This window comes from Kiloniella sp. (assembly GCF_048259265.1).
Lineage (GTDB): Bacteria > Pseudomonadota > Alphaproteobacteria > Kiloniellales > Kiloniellaceae > Kiloniella.
Window position 1 is genome coordinate 80,466 of sequence record NZ_JBLXHT010000013.1, and the last position, 18,171, is coordinate 98,636.

Annotated in this window: 14 protein-coding genes; 11 read left to right on the plus strand and 3 right to left on the minus strand. The window is 41.7% G+C overall.

Translation table 11 applies throughout. From position 1 onward, the window contains the following. Positions 1-4: 4 nt before the first annotated feature. Together otnK and ACN0QW_RS17450 are read right to left on the minus strand one after the other, a co-directional pair. On the minus strand, positions 5-1,294 hold the full coding sequence (gene otnK, locus ACN0QW_RS17445) for a 3-oxo-tetronate kinase (RefSeq protein ID WP_417433270.1): 1,290 nt from the start codon (positions 1,292-1,294) through the stop codon (positions 5-7). A gap of 11 nt (positions 1,295-1,305) precedes the next feature. Further along, positions 1,306-2,409: an isocitrate/isopropylmalate dehydrogenase family protein gene (locus tag ACN0QW_RS17450; protein ID WP_417433272.1), complete on the minus strand. Its 1,104-nt coding sequence runs from the start codon at positions 2,407-2,409 to the stop codon at positions 1,306-1,308. 373 nt (positions 2,410-2,782) lie between these two features. On the opposite strand from ACN0QW_RS17450, the gene ACN0QW_RS17455 reads away from it, so the two are divergent. The 8 genes from ACN0QW_RS17455 (at position 2,783) to ACN0QW_RS17490 (ending at position 12,241) form a co-directional block, all read left to right on the plus strand. Next, positions 2,783-3,805, plus strand: coding sequence for a TRAP transporter substrate-binding protein (locus ACN0QW_RS17455; protein ID WP_417433274.1), 1,023 nt, complete (start codon positions 2,783-2,785; stop codon positions 3,803-3,805). 70 nt (positions 3,806-3,875) lie between these two features. Continuing rightward, a complete protein-coding gene (locus ACN0QW_RS17460) occupies positions 3,876-4,421 on the plus strand; it encodes a TRAP transporter small permease (RefSeq protein WP_417433276.1) in 546 nt (181 codons plus the stop codon). After that, positions 4,418-5,701: a TRAP transporter large permease gene (locus tag ACN0QW_RS17465; RefSeq protein WP_299381150.1), complete on the plus strand. Its 1,284-nt coding sequence runs from the start codon at positions 4,418-4,420 to the stop codon at positions 5,699-5,701. Before ACN0QW_RS17460 ends, ACN0QW_RS17465 begins: the two co-directional genes overlap by 4 nt. 78 nt (positions 5,702-5,779) lie before the next feature. Then, positions 5,780-6,799: an SMP-30/gluconolactonase/LRE family protein gene (locus ACN0QW_RS17470; RefSeq protein WP_417433278.1), complete on the plus strand. Its 1,020-nt coding sequence runs from the start codon at positions 5,780-5,782 to the stop codon at positions 6,797-6,799. After that, the gene (locus ACN0QW_RS17475; RefSeq protein ID WP_417433280.1) at positions 6,799-7,842 is read left to right on the plus strand and encodes a Gfo/Idh/MocA family protein; all 1,044 of its coding nucleotides are present in this window, start codon (positions 6,799-6,801) and stop codon (positions 7,840-7,842) included. Before ACN0QW_RS17470 ends, ACN0QW_RS17475 begins: the two co-directional genes overlap by 1 nt. 66 nt (positions 7,843-7,908) lie before the next feature. Further along, the gene (locus ACN0QW_RS17480; RefSeq protein ID WP_417433282.1) at positions 7,909-8,601 is read left to right on the plus strand and encodes a GntR family transcriptional regulator; all 693 of its coding nucleotides are present in this window, start codon (positions 7,909-7,911) and stop codon (positions 8,599-8,601) included. A 682-nt stretch (positions 8,602-9,283) separates the two neighbouring features. Beyond that, entirely contained in the window at positions 9,284-11,527 is a 2,244-nt protein-coding gene (locus ACN0QW_RS17485) for an ATP-binding protein (protein WP_417433284.1), read from the plus strand. Positions 11,528-11,533: 6 nt separating this feature from the next. Then, positions 11,534-12,241: a response regulator gene (locus tag ACN0QW_RS17490; protein ID WP_417433286.1), complete on the plus strand. Its 708-nt coding sequence runs from the start codon at positions 11,534-11,536 to the stop codon at positions 12,239-12,241. 24 nt (positions 12,242-12,265) lie between these two features. On the opposite strand, the gene ACN0QW_RS17495 is transcribed toward ACN0QW_RS17490, so the two are convergent. Next, positions 12,266-12,799, minus strand: coding sequence for a hypothetical protein (locus ACN0QW_RS17495; protein ID WP_417433288.1), 534 nt, complete (start codon positions 12,797-12,799; stop codon positions 12,266-12,268). Positions 12,800-13,440: 641 nt separating this feature from the next. Between ACN0QW_RS17495 and ACN0QW_RS17500 the strand changes: the two genes are divergently transcribed. The 3 genes from ACN0QW_RS17500 (at position 13,441) to ACN0QW_RS17510 (ending at position 18,166) form a co-directional block, all read left to right on the plus strand. Next, positions 13,441-14,790 carry a hypothetical protein gene (locus ACN0QW_RS17500; RefSeq protein ID WP_417433290.1) on the plus strand — a complete coding sequence of 450 codons (1,350 nt, stop codon included), beginning with the start codon at positions 13,441-13,443 and terminating at the stop codon, positions 14,788-14,790. Between the two features lie 183 nt (positions 14,791-14,973). Continuing rightward, the gene (locus ACN0QW_RS17505; protein ID WP_417433292.1) at positions 14,974-17,061 is read left to right on the plus strand and encodes a hypothetical protein; all 2,088 of its coding nucleotides are present in this window, start codon (positions 14,974-14,976) and stop codon (positions 17,059-17,061) included. Positions 17,062-17,110: 49 nt separating this feature from the next. After that, positions 17,111-18,166 (plus strand): hypothetical protein, encoded by a 1,056-nt coding sequence (locus ACN0QW_RS17510; protein WP_417433293.1) that lies wholly within the window; start codon positions 17,111-17,113, stop codon positions 18,164-18,166. Positions 18,167-18,171: the final 5 nt, after the last annotated feature.

The following is an 18,171-nucleotide window of genomic DNA, read 5'->3' on the forward strand; positions in this document are numbered from 1 at the left end:
CTTGTTATGATATTTCGTATTGCTGCAGTTGGTTTAGTGCTTTTATGAAAAAGTCTTCTGTTCCAAAGTTTCCGGATTTTAGGGCCAATGCTATTGGTTTTTTATCAACAGTTGTCGTGGTCCACGGAACACCCGGATCAATTTGCGGACCAATAGACATTGTTTTGACGTCCAAAGCATTTATCACAGCCCCTGATGTTTCACCGCCAGCAACGACAAAACGGCATGCTCCGAGCGCATGAAGTTGTTGCGCTATCTCACCTATTACGGCTTCTACGCGAGAGCCGACATCAACTTGGTTCTGGTTGTTTTGTATTTGTTTAACAACAGCAGGATCTGCCGATGAATATAGTAATACAGGTGTGTCAGCGTTTATGCGGTCAGCTGCCCATGTGACGGCTTTTTCGACGACGGCCTCGTTATTAAGTATTGCAACGGCATCCAAAGAGAAACTGGGTAAGTGGTTTTGTGCATAGTTTACTTGGCTGCGTGTAGCTTCTGAACAACTGCCGGACAGAATGACACTGGGGCCTTTTGGGGCTGAAAATAATTGCTCTTCTCTTCTAGATCTAAGCAACCCCTGTTCTTCAAAATTTAGGGGCAACCCTTGCGCAACAGCAGACCCACCTGTGACAAGCTTCATACCTTTACAAGCTTTACCAATTGATCTTAGATGATTATCATTTAGTGCATCTGTGATGTAAATGGTTCTAGGGCCAGTTTCTTTTTCGGCAATTGTTTGTGAAATAACATCGTGACCCATTTCGATCTCTTCAAAGTAGAGGTTTGAAATGTTTGCTGATGATTGGGCCGAAAGAATGCGGTTAAGATTGGCATCTTTCATTGGCGTTAAAGGATGATCGCGAAGAGATGATTCTGAAAGTAATCCATCGTTTACAAACAAATATCCCCGATAAACGGTTCTGCTGTTTTCTGGAAAGGCTGGACAGGCGATTGTACTGGAACACTCAAGGTGCGACATCAACGCATCTGTAACCGGACCGATATTTCCCTTGTCTGTTGAATCAAATGTAGAACAGTATTTAAAGAAAATTTGTTTCGCACCAAGAGATTTCAACCACTTACAAGAGTTTATGGTCATCGAAATTGCTTCCTGGGCATCATTCGTTCTTGATTTCAGGGCAACAACCACTGCTTCGGTATCTGGGGCAGGGGTATTAGCATTTGGTTCTCCTACCACTTGTACCGTCTTCATACCTTCACGAACCAAAATCATGGCAAGGTCGGTGGCGCCGGTCAGATCGTCTGCGATACAGCCTAAAATGATACTCATAATTTTCTCGTCTATTTCTGCTGGATACGCGTGATGATTTCTTGGGTTACAGCTTTTGTTCCCATATCACCGCCAAATTCCATTGGACGAATAGCATTATCTTTAAAACCTTGATAAACAGCCTGTTCGATAACTTTTGCAGCATTTTCCACAGATAGAACGCCAGATTTATCTGCCAGATAATCAAGCATCAAAGCACCGCTTAAAATTGCTGCTAGCGGGTTCGCTTTGTCTTGCCCCATTATATCTGGCGCACTGCCATGTGCAGGTTGAAAAAGTCCGTGATTATCACCAATCTCTCCGCATGATGCCATACCCATACCGCCAACGAGCCCACCAGCAAGATCTGAAAGAATGTCACCAAACATGTTTTCCATCACCAGAACGTCAAAATCCCAAGGTCGTCTGATAAAATCCAAAGCCTGCGCATCAACATAGTTATATGTGGTTTGAATGCTTTTGAAGTTCGATTTTCTTTCATCAAAAATCTGTCGGAAGAAAGCCATCGACTTAAAAACATTGGCTTTATCAACGCAGGTGACTTGTCCTTTGCCCCCCCGTTCTTTTCTTTTTTGTGCTAACTTAAAGGCAAAATCATGTAATTTTTCAGTGGTTTTACGTGTGATACGGACAATATCCTGTACTTCGTCATTTGTTTGTACTGGGCATCGATTGTGTACTGCAGCTGAATAGAAAAGGCCTTCGGTTGACTCTCTTAAAATAATCATATCGATATCGGCTGCTTTGGTATCCGCAAGGCGTTGTGGGGCATTTGGATATGCCTTGATGGGGCGTACACCTGCATAAAGCTGAAAGCGGTCTCTTAGACGTAAATGGGGCGATATTTCTGTGCCATCGTCATAGCGGATTGAGGGGAGGCCAATTGCGCCAAGAAAAATAGCATCAGCTTTTCCCGCTGCTTCTTCGCCACCCGTTTCAATATCACTACCTGTTTCTTTGTAGTATCCTGCGCCTGCTGAAATGTAATTATACTCAAGTCTAAAACCTTCGACTCTTTGTTGTGCGGCATTGATGATGGCGAGTGTTGCTTCGGTTACATCAACCCCAATTCCGTCACCTTTAATTATAGCAATTTGAAAAGACGGTTTACTCATTTCTTGTGTCCTGTTTGGTTATTATCTCTTTCTGAAAGTTGGTCAGAAGAGTGCGTTATGTGTTGTTTATTTAAAGGGAAATAATTTATTTTTGCTATGGTATTAAAACAAATAAACTTCGCCTTTTTTTTAATAATCTATATAAAACAAACTCTTATTTTGTCTTTTGATATTGTTGATGGTTTGCATTAGATAGGTAATTTCAGTATGTGTCAATGTATACATTAAAATATACATTGACACATTCATTTAATAATTTATCGTTACCCAGGTTAAAGGATGCTGGTGATGTTTGTGTTATCTGAGTCACTTAAAGCAGCAATCCGAATTGAATTTAAAATGGCAAAATATGCTGTTAGCTGGGGAGGCTAAAATGTTAAAAAAAATATCGACAATAACGACCGAAACACTTACGGCAGTCACGTTATTGGGGGTTGCAATGCTGACTTCTGGTGATGCTTATGCTGAAAAGGTTCTTCGCTTTAGTCATACGGATAATCCCGGAGGCTCGAGACAAGCCGCAGCCGAAGTTTTTGCTGAAAAAGTCGGCGAATATACCGAAGGACGTTATAAAGTAAGAATTTATCCTGCTGGTCAGTTGGCCAATGACCCAAAAGCAATTGAACAACTGCAATTAGGTGGAGTTGATTTTACGGTTTCAGCGACAGGAAGTTATGCAACACATCAACCAAGTTTGAATCTAACGGCAATGCCTTTCCTTGTTGATACATATGAACAGGGGTGGGAGTTTTATGATAATTCCGCGTGGATGAAAGCGGAATTTGCCAAGCTACCTGAAAAAGGATTTCGTGTTCTTTCTACTTGGGAAGCTGGCTTTAGAAGCTTTACTACAAGTGATCCTCTTGCCTCGCCTAAAGATGCAGAGGGTAAGAAAATGCGCGTTTATCCTAACGACATGATTAGATGGACAATGGAAGCGATTGGCTTCCAGACTGTTGTTATGCCGATTACCGATGTTTATCTTTCTATTCAACAGGGTGTTGTTAACGGACAGGAAAATCCAGTAGATACAATTAAATCGCTGCGATTTTACGAAGTGGCTCCAAATATTACTCTTACCCGTCACATTTATAGTCCTTTGCCGCTAACAGTTTCAGAGCAGACATGGCAGAGCTTTTCTCCTGAAGATCAGGCTGCTGTTCAAAAAGCTGCGATTGATGCGTCAGCATTCAGTCGTAAACTGGTTCGCGATTCCGTAAATGGTCAAATTGAAGAAATGAAAAAAGCTGGTGCAACAGTAAGTGTTCCGGAAATTGGCCCCTTCCGTGATTCAGTTCAGTCTGTGTATGAGAAAGCCAAAGGTATTTATGGCGATGAAGTTGAGAAAGTTTTAGCAGATACTGCTGAAATTCGTAAAAAACTCCCAGCAAATTAAGTTTCAAGTTATTGAAGTGCCTTTTCTTTGAGGAGGCACTTCTTTTTTATTCAGATTGGGAGCCCGTATTGTGGATTACCGAAGTCGATATCCCGCTTTGTTAAGATATCTAAGCCAATCGATAGATATCTTTCTTGTTTGTGGCGGTGTGATTGTTCTCTTACTTATATTTTCCAACGCAGTTTTACGCGGAGCCGCAGGCTTTGATTTGGCCTGGTCTTTAGAGGTTACAGCGTTCTTACTGTTGTGGTTGACATTTCTTGGCTGCGCAGCTGCCACTGCACGTGGAGCACATATGCGTGTTACCGAAATTGTTGAAAACCTTGTTCCTGTTAAGTTGCAATCTCTATTGCAAATTTTGATCAATTTAGTGATCACCATAATATTGGTAACGGTGCTTTATAATGGTAGTAACATTGCCTTCCATACCTGGGCTCAAAAGACGACTGTTCTATATTGGCCCGTAGGACTGTTGTACGCATCTTTGCCAGTTGGCATGCTTTTTACCCTGATTTTCCATCTGTATAATTGCCTAGTGGACGTACAGAATATTTCAAAAAATATTGATGGCGGGATTTCGAAATCCGATGACCATAGCTGGGAGGATTTCGAATGATATTACTCTTTATCTGCGCCGTATTCCTTTTTACGATTGTGATTGGCATACCACTCGTCTGGGCTATCCTTATCACTGCTATATTACCCATTTTTGTCTTTGATTTAGGGTATCCGTTACAGGCTGTTTACCTCAATTTTATTGGGGGCGTTGAACCAAATCACTTCATTGCAATACCATTGTTCATTTTTGCGGGTGAATTAATGGGCAGAGGCGGCGTCGGCCAACGCATAATTGATTTTGCAAAAGAAGCTTTTGGCTTCTTACCCGGCGGTCTTGGTTTTGTTGTTGTCGGTGCATCTATGCTTTTTGGCGGCATTTCAGGGTCAGCAATTGCAGATTCTGCTGCGATTGGGTCCGTCATGATTCCAAATATGGCCAAGCAGGGTTATAGCAAAGCATTTGCTGGTGGTTTGGTTGCCGCAGCAGGGACAATTGGAATTATTATTCCACCTTCAATTCCGATGTTAATTTATGGGTTTGTGGGGAATGTCTCTGTCGCTGATCTATTCCTTGCTGGTGTTGTTCCTGGGCTGATTTTTGGCCTTCTGTTTATGGCTGTTTGTTATTACATCGGCAAAAAAACCAACTGTGATCCTGGGGGGCAGAGAACATCGGCCAAAGCTCTTTGGCGGTCTTTTGTTCGATCTGCGCCGGCATTATTTATGCCTGTTTTGATATTAGGGGGCATTTTTGGCGGTCTTGTTACGCCTACGGAAGCTGCTGCGGTTGCGGTGGTATATGGTTTCTTTGTAACGGTTGTCCTCTACAGAGACTTCAGTATCAAAGAAATGCCTAAGCTAATCATTGATTCCTTTATAACCAGTGCCATTGTTATGGTTGTAATTGGTGCTACAACAGTGCTGGGATGGTTGATTACACTTGAACAACTTCCTCAAATGCTTGCACAGTTTATCAATAGCGTTTCGGAAAACCCGTTTACCTTCTTGTTGTTGGTTAATGTTGTTTTACTGATGCTTGGTTTGGTTCTGGATCCGCTACCTGCAATTCTGCTGACAGCACCGTTGTTTATTCCTACGGCAATGAACTTTGGTGTAGATCCTGTGCATCTCGGTGTCATAATGACGTGTAATGTTGCTGTTGGGTTGTTTACGCCGCCAGTTGGGGCAACGCTTTATGTCGCATCACGAATATCAGGTGTAGGGGTTCTTTCTATCGCAAGGGCTATGGCACCACTATATTTAGCTGCTATATCGGCTTTGTTACTCGTGACTTACGTTCCAGCAATATCCATGACAATGGTCGAGTTATTCAGATAGGTTCCTCACGCTATGGTATGATGAGCCTGGATTAAAAAGATAAATTCAGGCTCATTCTTAATAATGAGTATTTAAGGTATGAGTAAGATGATAAGTCTTGATAATATTGAGAAAGTTGGGACCGGCTTAAACAGGCCAGAATGTGTCCTGAGTACATCAAATGGTCGTTTGTATACGGCTGATTGGCGCGGCGGCGTCGGGATAACAGAAGCCGATGGTTCTCAGTGGTATTTGTTACCGAATGATAAATCCTTAAACCTAAAACCGAATGGTATATGCCTGATGCCGGATGGTTCTGTTCTGGTTGCTCATTTAGGGGATACGGATGGAGGGGTCTATCGAATAACTCAAGATGGCACAACAACCCCGTTTTGTCTGGAAGTTGATGGTGAACCTCTACCGCCAAGTAATTATGTACATCTGGATGAAAAGGGACGTGTCTGGATAACGATCAGCACACGAAAAATGCCTAGAAGCGAAGGTTATAAACCTGATGTTTGTGATGGGTTTGTTGTGCTGGTGGATACATCATCAGAAGATGTACCGCCCAGAATAGTTGCCGATAACCTTGGTTATACCAACGAATGTTTGGTTAGCCCTGACGGCAATAAACTCTATGTAAATGAAACCTTTGCTCGAAAATTGGTTTCTTTTGATATCGCTGAAAATGGTGATCTCTCAAATAAAACCACTGTTGCTAAATTCGGTTTGGGAACATTCCCTGATGGTATGACATTTGATACAGATGGTGGTATTTGGATTACATCTATTGTGAGTAATAGGGTTATTCGTATTGATCCTGACGGTTCACAGACCGTTATGATCGAAGATTGTAATAATGAACATCTAGAGTGGGTTGAAGCTGCATTCCAAGCCGGCGAAATGGGGCGTCCACATCTGGACAATGCACAAAGTAAAAAGCTTAAAAATATTTCAAGTCTTGCGTTCGGTGGATCAGATTTAAAAACCGGGTACCTTGGTTGTTTATTGGATCAATCAATCTATTCGTTTGATTCGGACTATGTCGGCCATGCCCCGGTGCATTGGAATTTTGACGGCCCGAACAAACCTGCAATGAAAAGTGAGACTGCGTCCTGATGAAGCCGTCAAAAACGTTAAAGGTCGCAACTGTCGGTACAGGATATTTTAGCCGCTTTCAATATTCTGCTTGGGCCAGAATTCCCGAGGTGGAAATGGTTGCTATATGCAATCGGTCCATAGAACCCGCTCTAGAATTGGCAAATAAATATCAAATTAAATCCATCTATCAGGATTTTGATCAAATGCTGGATGAAGCTAAACCCGATCTGGTTGATATTATTACCCCCCCGGTAACGCACCAATCTTATGTAAAGTCGTGTGTCGTCAGGGGGATTCCTGCGGTTTGTCAAAAGCCCTTTACACCTTCAGTTGCAGAGGCAACTGATCTGGTAGCATTAATCAAAGAAAAAAAGGCAAAGGTAATCATTCATGAAAATTTCAGGTTTCAACCTTGGCACCTGAAAATCAAAGAACTTTTAGCACAAAATATTCTAGGTGAGCTCTATCAGATTTCTTATGCGTTACGTCCCGGGGATGGTCAAGGTCCTGATGCCTATATGGAACGGCAACCTTACTTTCAACAAATGGATCGGCTTTTAGTGCACGAGACAGCTGTGCATCTAATTGACGTTTTTCGTTTTCTGTTTGGGAATATGAAATCAATTTATGCTGACCTAAGACGTTTGAATCCTGTGATTAAAGGTGAGGATGCCGGGATAATAATTTTTAATTTTTTAAATGGTTCTCGCGGTATTTTTGATGGGAATAGATTGTCAGATCATAAAGCGAAAAATCGACGCCTTACGATGGGGGAAATGCGGATCGAGGGAGCAAAAGGAACTTTGTTCTTAAACGGTGACGCCGAGATATCGCTGCGTAAACATGATAGTAATGAAGAAGAAAAAATCCTCTATTCATGGGATGATTGTGATTTTGGCGGAGATTGTGTTTTCAATTTGCAACGTCATGTTGTCGATCATTTGCTATATGATAAAGAGGTGATGAATACTGCATCAGATTATCTGCTTAATGTTCAGGTGGCTGAAGCTGCATATCAATCAAATGATCAAGGACGGTGTCTTAATTTGATTGATCGCTGAAACAAGTCTTGATAAACGCAATAGAATTGTTAAAAAATAGCTTAAATGCAAAGGGGATAATTATTGGTGACAACACTCAAGAAAAAGAAACCAAAATCACCAAAAATCTCTTTAACTGAAAAGGCTTATAGAGAGCTTAAACGACGCATTCTGGAAAATGAACTTCCCCCTGGGACGCAGCTTATGGAAGGCGAACTTGCTGAGTTACTGGACATAAGCCGGACCCCGGCGCGTGAAGCAATGACACGTCTAGAAGTCGAGGGGCTTGTCGAGGTACGTGCGCGTCACGGAATGAAGGTAAAACCAATATCAGTTTCTGATATGAAAGAGATTTATGCCCTGTTAACAGGGCTTGAATCAACGGCCGCCTGGCAAGCTGCAACTCGCGACCATACCGAGGAAGAGATTGAATCCCTTAGAGATACTGTCAAAGACATGGAAAAGGCTTTGCAGACGCAAGATCTCAAGTTATGGGCTGCATCGGACGGAAAGTTCCACAAATTATTGGTTTCAATGAGCGGCAATAATAGGTTGATTGAGTTGGTTGACCGCTTTATTGACCAATCGCATCGGGTGCGCATGTTGACTTTAACACTTCGTCCGTTACCAGCGCAGTCAAATGAAGATCATGCAAAAGTCGTTGATGCGATTGAGGCAAAAGACGCAGATACTGCACGTAGAATACATCGAATTCACCGAGAAAAGGCAGGTAAGTTGTTGGTCGAACTTTTGGAAAAACACCATCTGACACAGCTGTAATGTTTTATTCTGATTTTAATCAAAACAATCGTGTCAATTTAAAGAAGAAAATAAACCAGATCGATCCAAATCCCAAAATTAAAAATTGGATTGTAAAAATGCTCCAGATAAAATTTTGCGAAGAGAATATCCACAGCGAAGCACAAAGCACTATGCTTGTTAAAAAGAACAAAAGCACCTGTGGTCGTAAACTGTATTGAATTTCTTCCTGTAATATTGAGCATGAATATAAAGTTAGGCAGCTCAACGTAATACGTAAAATCCATTTGGGGATAGTAATTGACCAACTGTTTTGCCAGCCCAAATAAACGGCAAGCAGATGTACCAGTATGATAATGATTGGTATCAAAAATTCTAACTTTACGATTTTAATGCTCCTGAATGAGATACTGTTACATATCTGGTACATGTCTGGAATTTAGGGCTATTTAGTATGTTTTTTGTATCATAACGTGTGTTTGTATCATTCTGATGTCCTGTGCGAATGTCTTGCTGAAAGCTGAATAATCTTTATTTCGTTATTTTTAAAATAAGCTATCTGCATTTTTCAAAGCCCTTTGTCGGTATAAGGTGTTACAATTGATACAAACAATTATCAGGCAGCACCTAATAGATACCTTCATCTTTTAATGTAATAGCGTAGGTAGAAATGTTGAGCGCGTAATCGAAAGAGAATTAAGTGGTGACGTCTGTTTTTGAGATGGAATTACAAAAGGGATCTCAAATGGAGACTGGTTTTGCGACCTTCGATAAAGCTGGACGCTTGCTAACGATCAATGATCGTTTTGTGGTCTTGGGCGATGAAGAACGGAAAACCTTACTTAAGACCAAGGTCGAGCATTTTGTGTTGGAAAAATCCTTTGGAAAATCAGTAAATTCTAGCCTCATACAAACAGTTATACGTAAATGGCAGTCTTCTGATCGCGGCTTTGTTTGGCAAAATACTGTTGGTGATAAGTTTTCATTGTCACGTTTTACAACACCAGAAGGAAATACTTGTTATCTAAAAGTTCTACTTGAGAACCAGAATGCAGACGAAAAAGTATCTGCGCCTGAAGTGCTTTTCGATATTATTCAATCATTGGATATTGCTGTTGCACTTTATGATTCTGATTTGTGTTTTGTTTTATCGAATAAAAAGTATGCCGATATTATTGCCGTACCTGATGATCAGTTGAGGCGGGGGCGCCCCATACACAAAATTATGCAGGGGATGATCACTGGACACCAAAATGCATGTGATCACAAATCTATAATCAAGAACACAAATGAAGCCGAGAAAACGATTGAGAAAATTATCAAAGGTGTTTTAAGTTATAAAAAGGGGCTTGAAATAGAACGTTCTGATGGACGTCTTTTATTAAGTTCTTCACATGAAACCGGATTTGGCGATTACTTGGTTACGATCAAGGACATTACCGAGCAAAGACAAGTAGAAGAGGCGAGCCGTGAAGCAGATATGTTGCTTCATAAAATTGTTGAGGCTTGCCCTGCGAACTTTTTGGTATCCCGTGTTTCGGATGGAAAAATCATATATTTCCCGCCAGCTTCTCGTGATCGGTTTGGTGATATAGAAACGGCAAAAAGCTTTTTCATTAAACCTCAAGACCGTGAAAGTTATCTCAAGGCTTTGTTGCCGACGGGTGTATTGGATGATTATAGGGTGCAGTTTCGCCGGCGGGATGGCAGCATTATGCAAGGTCTGACGTCTGCCCGTGTGACTGATTACAAAGGTGAGGATGTTATTGTCTCATCAACACGAGATATCACCGAACAACTTCAGATGCAAAAAGAGTTGGAAGAGCAGAAGGAAATCGCACATCAGAATGAAAAGATATCAGCCTTAGGCGGGTTACTCGCTGGTGTTGCCCATGAACTGAATAATCCACTTTCTATCGTTGTAGGCTATGCCTTGATGCTTCAGGATAAAACGGATGATCCCGAGGTAAAGCGAAGAGTAGATCGAATTGCGATGGCAGCAGAGCGTTGCGCCAAAATTGTTAAAACATTTTTGGCTATGGCCAGACAGCGTCCTATGCAGATAGAAAATTGTAATCTGAACGAAGCAATCGAAGTCGCCATGGATGTTGCTGGTTATGGGGTGAGGGTATCTGGTGCAGAGGTATCTTTGTCATTGGCGAAGGATTTGCCTTTTGTCGATGCCGACCATGATCAAATGGCACAAGTCTTTACCAACTTGATTGTAAATGCAGAACATGCGTTATCTGATAAAGGAAAAGCGGGGAAACTCATTATTCGTTCCTCGTTTGATGACTTATTAAACGAAGTCGTTGTTGATGTTATTGATAACGGGGTGGGTATTCCTAAAGAGATCCAGGGCAGAATTTTTGAACCTTTTTTTACAACAAAAGATGTTGGAAGTGGTACGGGCGTCGGCCTTGCTTTTTGCCATCGTATTGTTGATGCCCACCACGGAAACCTGTCTTTCCGATCCTCAGGTAAAGGTACTTGCTTTACAGTACGAATGAAAGTTGCGGAAGTAACAGATGAGAATAAAAACGTTCCTGATATTCCGGATAAAAAACATTTAAAGCAAGAAGTTCTGGTTGTTGATGATGAGGTCGATGTCGCTGATCTAATTAGCGAAATTTTGAGTGAAGACGGTTATCAAGTGACGGTTACCAATTCAGCTAAAGATGCCCTCGCAAAATTAAAAGCACATTCTTACACTGCAATTTTAAGTGACGTGAAAATGCCCGGTATGAATGGTATAGAGTTTTTACAGCGTATGACGGCTGAATTTCCTGATATGGCTAAAAAAACTGCTTTTGTAACTGGAGATTCAATGAGCCCGGAAGTTGCTGATTTTATCGAGAATTCTGGATGCTTGCATCTGGATAAACCTGTTTCTCCTGAAGAGCTTGTCAATATGATGCGATCACTTATCCAAAAAACAGGGATCTAGTTTTACATGGGTGCGAATGGTTACAAAATTATTGTCTGTGATGATGAACCACATTTACGTGAAATGGTTGCCGAATATTTAAGTGATCGTGGCTATGAAACAGTCGAAGCCGCCGATGCAAAAATGATGCATAAATTTACTGAAAAGCATTCTCCTGATTTGGTAATCCTAGATATTAATATGCCCGGTGAAGATGGTTTGACTGCCCTTCGTAACTTACGAAATAACTCTGACGTGCCGGTTATTATGTTGACGGCAGCATCTGAAGTCGTTGACCGTATTGTCGGACTGGAAATGGGGGCTGATGATTATCTGGCCAAACCTGTGGATTTGAGAGAGCTGGAAGCAAGAATAAAAGCAACTTTACGAAGAATTCCGAGCACTTTGTCAGAGCAAAAATCTACTAAAACCAATGGATCAATTCAATTTGGAGTGTGCACACTTCATTTGGACAGCGCGCAGCTTTTTGATGCTGATAATAATGAAATTGCCATGACAGCGATGGAATTTAGCCTTTTACGTGTTTTTTCTGAAAATAGGGGGCGTGTTTTAAACCGGGATCAATTACTTGAACAAGCTCATGATAGAGGGTGGGAGCCTTTTGACAGATCGATAGATCTTCGTATTTCCCGGCTTCGGCGTAAAATTGAAGTTAATCCGACAAAACCAGAAATTATCCGTACCGTTCGCGGAATAGGTTATGTCTTTGGGTAATTGGGTATAAAGAATAAATCAGAACTAATTCTTAGGTATCGTGATCTCTATGTTTCGGGGTTGTTTTCCATCGCAGGGAATTGTTGCTAGCGTGATGTTTTTATCATTCATTCCTGTTAATACGCTGCCACAGTCACCGGGAGAAGTTGACCAAACTTCTTGGCTGGTTTGTGTTTCGATATCTAGGTAATAGGCTTTGCCTGTTCCATTATAGCCTTCTGTTGCAACGTAAAGAGATTTTCTGTCATTTCCCCACATAAAACTGGTGATAGAAAAAGCCCAGTCACCGCCTTGCCATGTCCTTTGGGTGAGGCTATAGGGGCCGATTATGGGGGCATCAAATTTCAATTTTACAATTGAAATATTAATTCCCAAAGCATCATCGCAATAAACATCGACGGAAAATTCCCCGATAGGTTGGTTGTACCTGTCGGCTTCACATGCTTGGCTTAGATCTTTCAGGACAGGTTTTTGCGCGTTGGCATGTCCTTTAAGAGAGTGAAAACCAACTGAACTTACAAGTAACCCAATAAATAAGAGGCTTTTAGAAATATTCATTAGCATAGGAAGCCTTTTCTTTCATATTTCTAGAAAAGTTTACAGATTAATGGGGGCTTCGTGAAGGTTTATCAAGTTGGCTGCAAGATAGAGTTGTGTATTTTTATCAAGTAACTGTTTGTGATTACTAAATGAGGAAGGTGTGTCCTTATGAGAGGAGATGTTAGAAATAATATCATCAAATAAGTCGGAAAAGACTATAGTATTACCTGTGTGTAATTGTGCTTTTCGGGGGCGATCCTGAAGGTGAGTAATAGGCATTTTCTGATGTCCTGTTTATTCGTTGTTCCAATTCGTTGATAGAAGTTGGTCGTAGGGACGGTCAGCCAGGTTCAAATTTAATTCTTTATGCTCTGGGTTTAAGGCAGGTCATATCACAGAGCCATTCTTCTGTTTGATACAATCAATACTTTTCCTGAAATAATGCAGATACCAAAATCGTTTAAATTATTTTTCATCGATCAACGGGATAGAATTTTTGTACATCATGGTGTCTGTATTGAGAACAACGAGATAGCTTAAATGGGACTATCTGAAATAAAAATTATTTATTTTGAACCTTTCCCGTTCTTATCGCGTCAGACCCTGTAACGACGACATCGGGTTACTCGAAACAGTGAGTGACAAAACAGGAGATCAAAATGAATAAGTTTCAAAAGTTACTTCTTGGGGTAAGTGCTGCCGCACTTGGGACGAGTGCTATCATTTCAAGCACTGTCTTTGCGGCATCTAGTGGAAACTCTGAGTACGTTCAGAATGTAGATCTGAGCTTTCCGGGGTATGCCGCGGTTATTAATGTCAAGAATACTTCAGGAAGTAAGTCTGTAAACAATGTCAATTTACAGGTACAGGAATCATCCATTGAGATCGAAGCCGATGGTTTTGTACAGTGTGGCAATGATAAAAAAATAGATTTTAAAGAAGCCAAGATTTATTTTGGCCCTCTCGGTATGTTTGTTGATGATATCAATGATAATGCAGCACTGTATCAAAGTGCCTATGAAGTTAGTCATAAAAGCCGCATTGGCTTGGGTAAGTGGGTAACAGAGGGTACGGATGGTGATGAGAGTTTCTCAGTTCCTTTAAATCAAATTAAAAATGGCCATCCGGCTGTTCGCGTTGATCCCTTGGAAGAAATCAATAAAAAATTACAATCTCACCTACAAGGTGGTGGATCGAAAGCAGATTTTTATAAAAACGATCAGGAAATCGTTCTGCAAAGGCCTGTTTCTCTTGCGGGGTGGTGCAGAAAATATCTCTCGCCAGGTCACAGCCCTTGGAAAGCTGGCTTTGAGACCAAAAATTTTACTATTCAAGTCAAATATAAAGGAGACCCCGCTATAACCGATAAGCCTATTTTGAATGCTCAATTGGGACAGGTGGGCAATAATCCACAGTATAACAACAATCAATCCCTGCTTTTAAATCAGGCAATTTTTCAGCCAAACATGCCGCATCATATTGGAAAATGTTCCGAAGGGACGCCTAACCCTAAAATTCGTGTGAACTACAAAGGGGCAGGTAAGGGAACGGTCCGTTTTAAAATTGGTGTGAAAAACAGTGAAGGAAATTTTGTACTGCCAAACATCTATTTGGGCAGTTACGATTCAGAGAGCCAGATAAACAGGCACTTTGATTTTGATTATCCCCTGATTGAAAAAATGTACAATCATCAACAATTCAAATGGTGGAACACAATCAATAAAACCTATGAACATGCGATGACGATTGAAGCTCAGGTCAAAGATCAAAACAGTGATAGTTATGGACCTTGGGAAGAGTTTGGTTCAGCGACTTTCAAGCATCGTTGTACGCCTCAGGTAACTGTAAATGGTAGTAATGCCAAGCTGGGTGGTTATCAAAATCAGGGAGGCGACACAATGCCAGATGCACGTGGTACTGTGCAAAAAAAGCCGCAAAGTGCTCCCCTTGGTAAAGCAACACAAGAAACTGAAAGACCCAAACGTCTGATAATTCAGACACCACAATAAACAAAAGTGAAATAAATGTCGCAGGGCCTGAAATAAGGCTCTGCGACTCTTTTATTATGTCGTTGAAAATGAATTCAGCTTTTACTGATACAATTGATACACTTTGGATTATTGTTCAAATTACTGATTTCTATAGTATCTTGGTGTAAAATTGTACAAAGTCTGCCTTGGAGAATATCAGGCGTGCGTTTGAAAAAACGAAAAAAAAATCGGTATGGTTTGGGGACGCTGATAGCGGCAATAGTTTTGTCGTTTTTATGCGTTCAATCAAGCTTGGCCGATTGGACTGCAGATTTTACACCGCCAGAAACATCTGATGCAAAAATACGAATAAATCTTCCGGATGATTTGGATGTGATAACTCTGACACAACTTGGTGTCGAGTTGGACGGTATTGATATTACGTCACTTCTTTCCCTTGATGGTGTTGATTTTATATACAAGCCACTTCAAACACTTGAGGGAAATGAGCATACATTGAAATTGGTAATGCTAAACCCTGACGGTTCGTCAGAGGTAAGGCAGCAATGGACTTTTACTATAGTTGGTGATGGTTCAGGCTCTGCGAGTAATCTTTCTGATTTAAATGAAACAACACCGGAAATAGAAATGGCCGAGCGGTTACTGCGTTCGGCATATTTTCGCGCAGATACGCTAACCGAATTTAGTCGGCGTGTCGTGCAGCAAAATATTGGACATGCAACCAATCGTTCTACTTTATCGGGTAGTGGCGATGTTAACTCAGGTTTTGCCGCTGGAAAATGGACGGTCGATGGTCATGCAAATTATTTGATGCAAAGTGATGTCGATTTTGCGCAGACAGAACGTACGATCGATTTGGGTGAATATGACATAAATGCAGATTATCAGGGAGATACTCTGTATGGTGGTTTTTCACTGGGGCATCATGATACAGGGCTGGAAACTCTCCTTGTTTCAGACTTTTATCGTCGGGGTGTTTCTGCGCGAATTGGGACAAGTGATAGCAGGGTAGAGGCGCAAGGCTTTGCATTCGGGACTGAGTCCGTTTCTGGGGCGGCAGATATGGCTGGTCTTAACAGTACGGAAAACCGTCTTAAAGGTGTTAGTCTGTCGGTAAAACCCTTTGCAACTGATGTGGACGCGTTGAAATTAACGGGAACCTATTATGATGGTTTGGGAGAGGGAAGCGGGATTGGTCTTTCAGATCTGGATAGTTCTGCATCTGGTTCTGGCTGGGGGATCGGTGTTGAAAAGAGCTTTGGTCATCAAAGAACAAGATTAAAAGCGCAATATGCACATGCGCTATTTGATCAGGATGGAGATAATGGTGATGCTCCTAAAGACAGCAGCGACGCTATATCACTATTGATAGAGCATCGATTGTTTGATGAAGGGCCCGTCATTGGTGATGACCTACTTAATATTGATGTTGGTTTTGGCTATGACCGTGTTGATACTTTCTTTGAAAGTCTGGCTAACCCTGGCATGATATCTGATCGTGATGCCTATACTGCTTTCAGTAATCTTTATTGGGGCGCTTTATCTGCGAATATCTACGCTTTACATGAGACCAACAATGTAGATGGTCTGGCTAACGTTCCAACAGATCGCTTGAAGAGTATTGATTTTGGGATGAACTATTCTTTTGATCAACAGTCTGGATTTACTGAATGGCTAGGGACCCCATATTTGTACATGAACAGTTATCTCGCCAGTTTGGGTCGTGTCAAAACGCCAAATGGTTATGAAGGTGGAGATACAGATAACTTATCTTCGTCAATAACACTGGGTGGAGGCTCAAACTACGATGAATGGTATTGGTCTTTATCACATAGCTATTCACGTTTTGATGATTATACAAATATTTCCAGCGACACAGTTAATAATTTGACGGGTCTGGATGTTGGTTGGAGTGTTTCTGATAGACTGCAACTAAACGGTGGTACCCAATTTGGCGTGTTTGAAGACCTTGATACAAATAAAAACAGTTTCAGCACAAACCTGTATTTAGGGGCGACAGCAGAACTTGTTCCAGAAAAAGTTGAGTTAAATTTTGATTATAATTTGAACCTTGCGAGCGGTAGTGGCGACTCATCTGATAGTCATATCGTTAATAGCGAGGTAGAATGGACTTTCCTTCGACCTCGTACCAATCGCCCCGGTTTGGCATTGGCCCTAAGAGGATCAATGGAGGAATTCAATGGAAACGCAGATAGTGCCCAAAATGAAACAGAGTATCAGGCCTACATGGTTTTGCGCGTTAAAGCGCCATTTTCGCTTAGCTATTAAAGCGGTTTTAGTCCCCAGCGTTTTGTTCGGCGTTGGACTGGCTACACCAATGATAGCAGAGGCGAATGTAACTTCGGTTACGGTGACGCCCCAACGTGCTAATCTTAATGTAAAAGGGGCGTCATCTCTTTCTTTGACGTGGAATGTCACAAGGTTAGAGCCAACAGCCCCTGCAACAGTTCCGGTCAGTTCGACAAATGCTGTTCTTCAAATCAATGGCACCAATGTCGCGACGCTTGGTGGTACTTTGCTTCGACAGTCAACTTTGAATCCTGCACAAAGCGAGACATTGCGTTTTAGCGAGGTTCTATCTATCTCGGCATCCCTAGCCAGAAAAATAGCAGAAGCCCCGGCAGGATCAGTTCTTATTTCCAGAACCTTTACTGATACACAAACAACGGGTTTAGCACGATTGTCTGTATTTTCAGGGACAGGACAGGGTGGTGCGCTCAGCATTAATCGTATTGATCTTCGTTTTGATAATAATGCTAGAACAGACGTTATTGCCAAAGGAGATACAAGACGAGCCATTGCGGAGATAAATTTCCGAAGTAGCGGTCTTTTAAAGGGTGAATGGCGCATTATTGACCCAACAGCAAGTCTTGGAAGTGCGCGTGGACGTATTCTACAGGTCGTGCGGCAACAGGTTGTGAGTTCGGGGCAGGGCAGAACCAGGATAGTAAGCCCGGCATTACCGACAACAAAAAATGGTCTTTATTTGCTTACCTTTAGTGTCGAGAATGCTGACGGCATTACGGAGTTGCCTGTATTGAGGTATTTTGTTCTCGAAACTTCGACAAAAAGGCCAGCTGATAATTTGACGACCTTGAGCCCTGGAAACGGTGCCCGTGTTAATCAGGAGACTGTTTTCGCGTGGGAAAATGTCCCTGGTGCACTTGCCTATCAGATAGAAATACTTACCCCCGGTCACGACGTGGTTGTTTCTGGAAAAGTTGTTTCCGCTCAGGATTTGAAACTTAAACTTTCTGCTTTTTCCTTGGACAATCTGAATTCAGGGGAAAGTTATGATTGGCGATTACGTGCTTTTGATAAAAGCGGGCGCGTCATTGGGTCCTCACCACGTCAATTGTTGTATATGCCATAGGGATT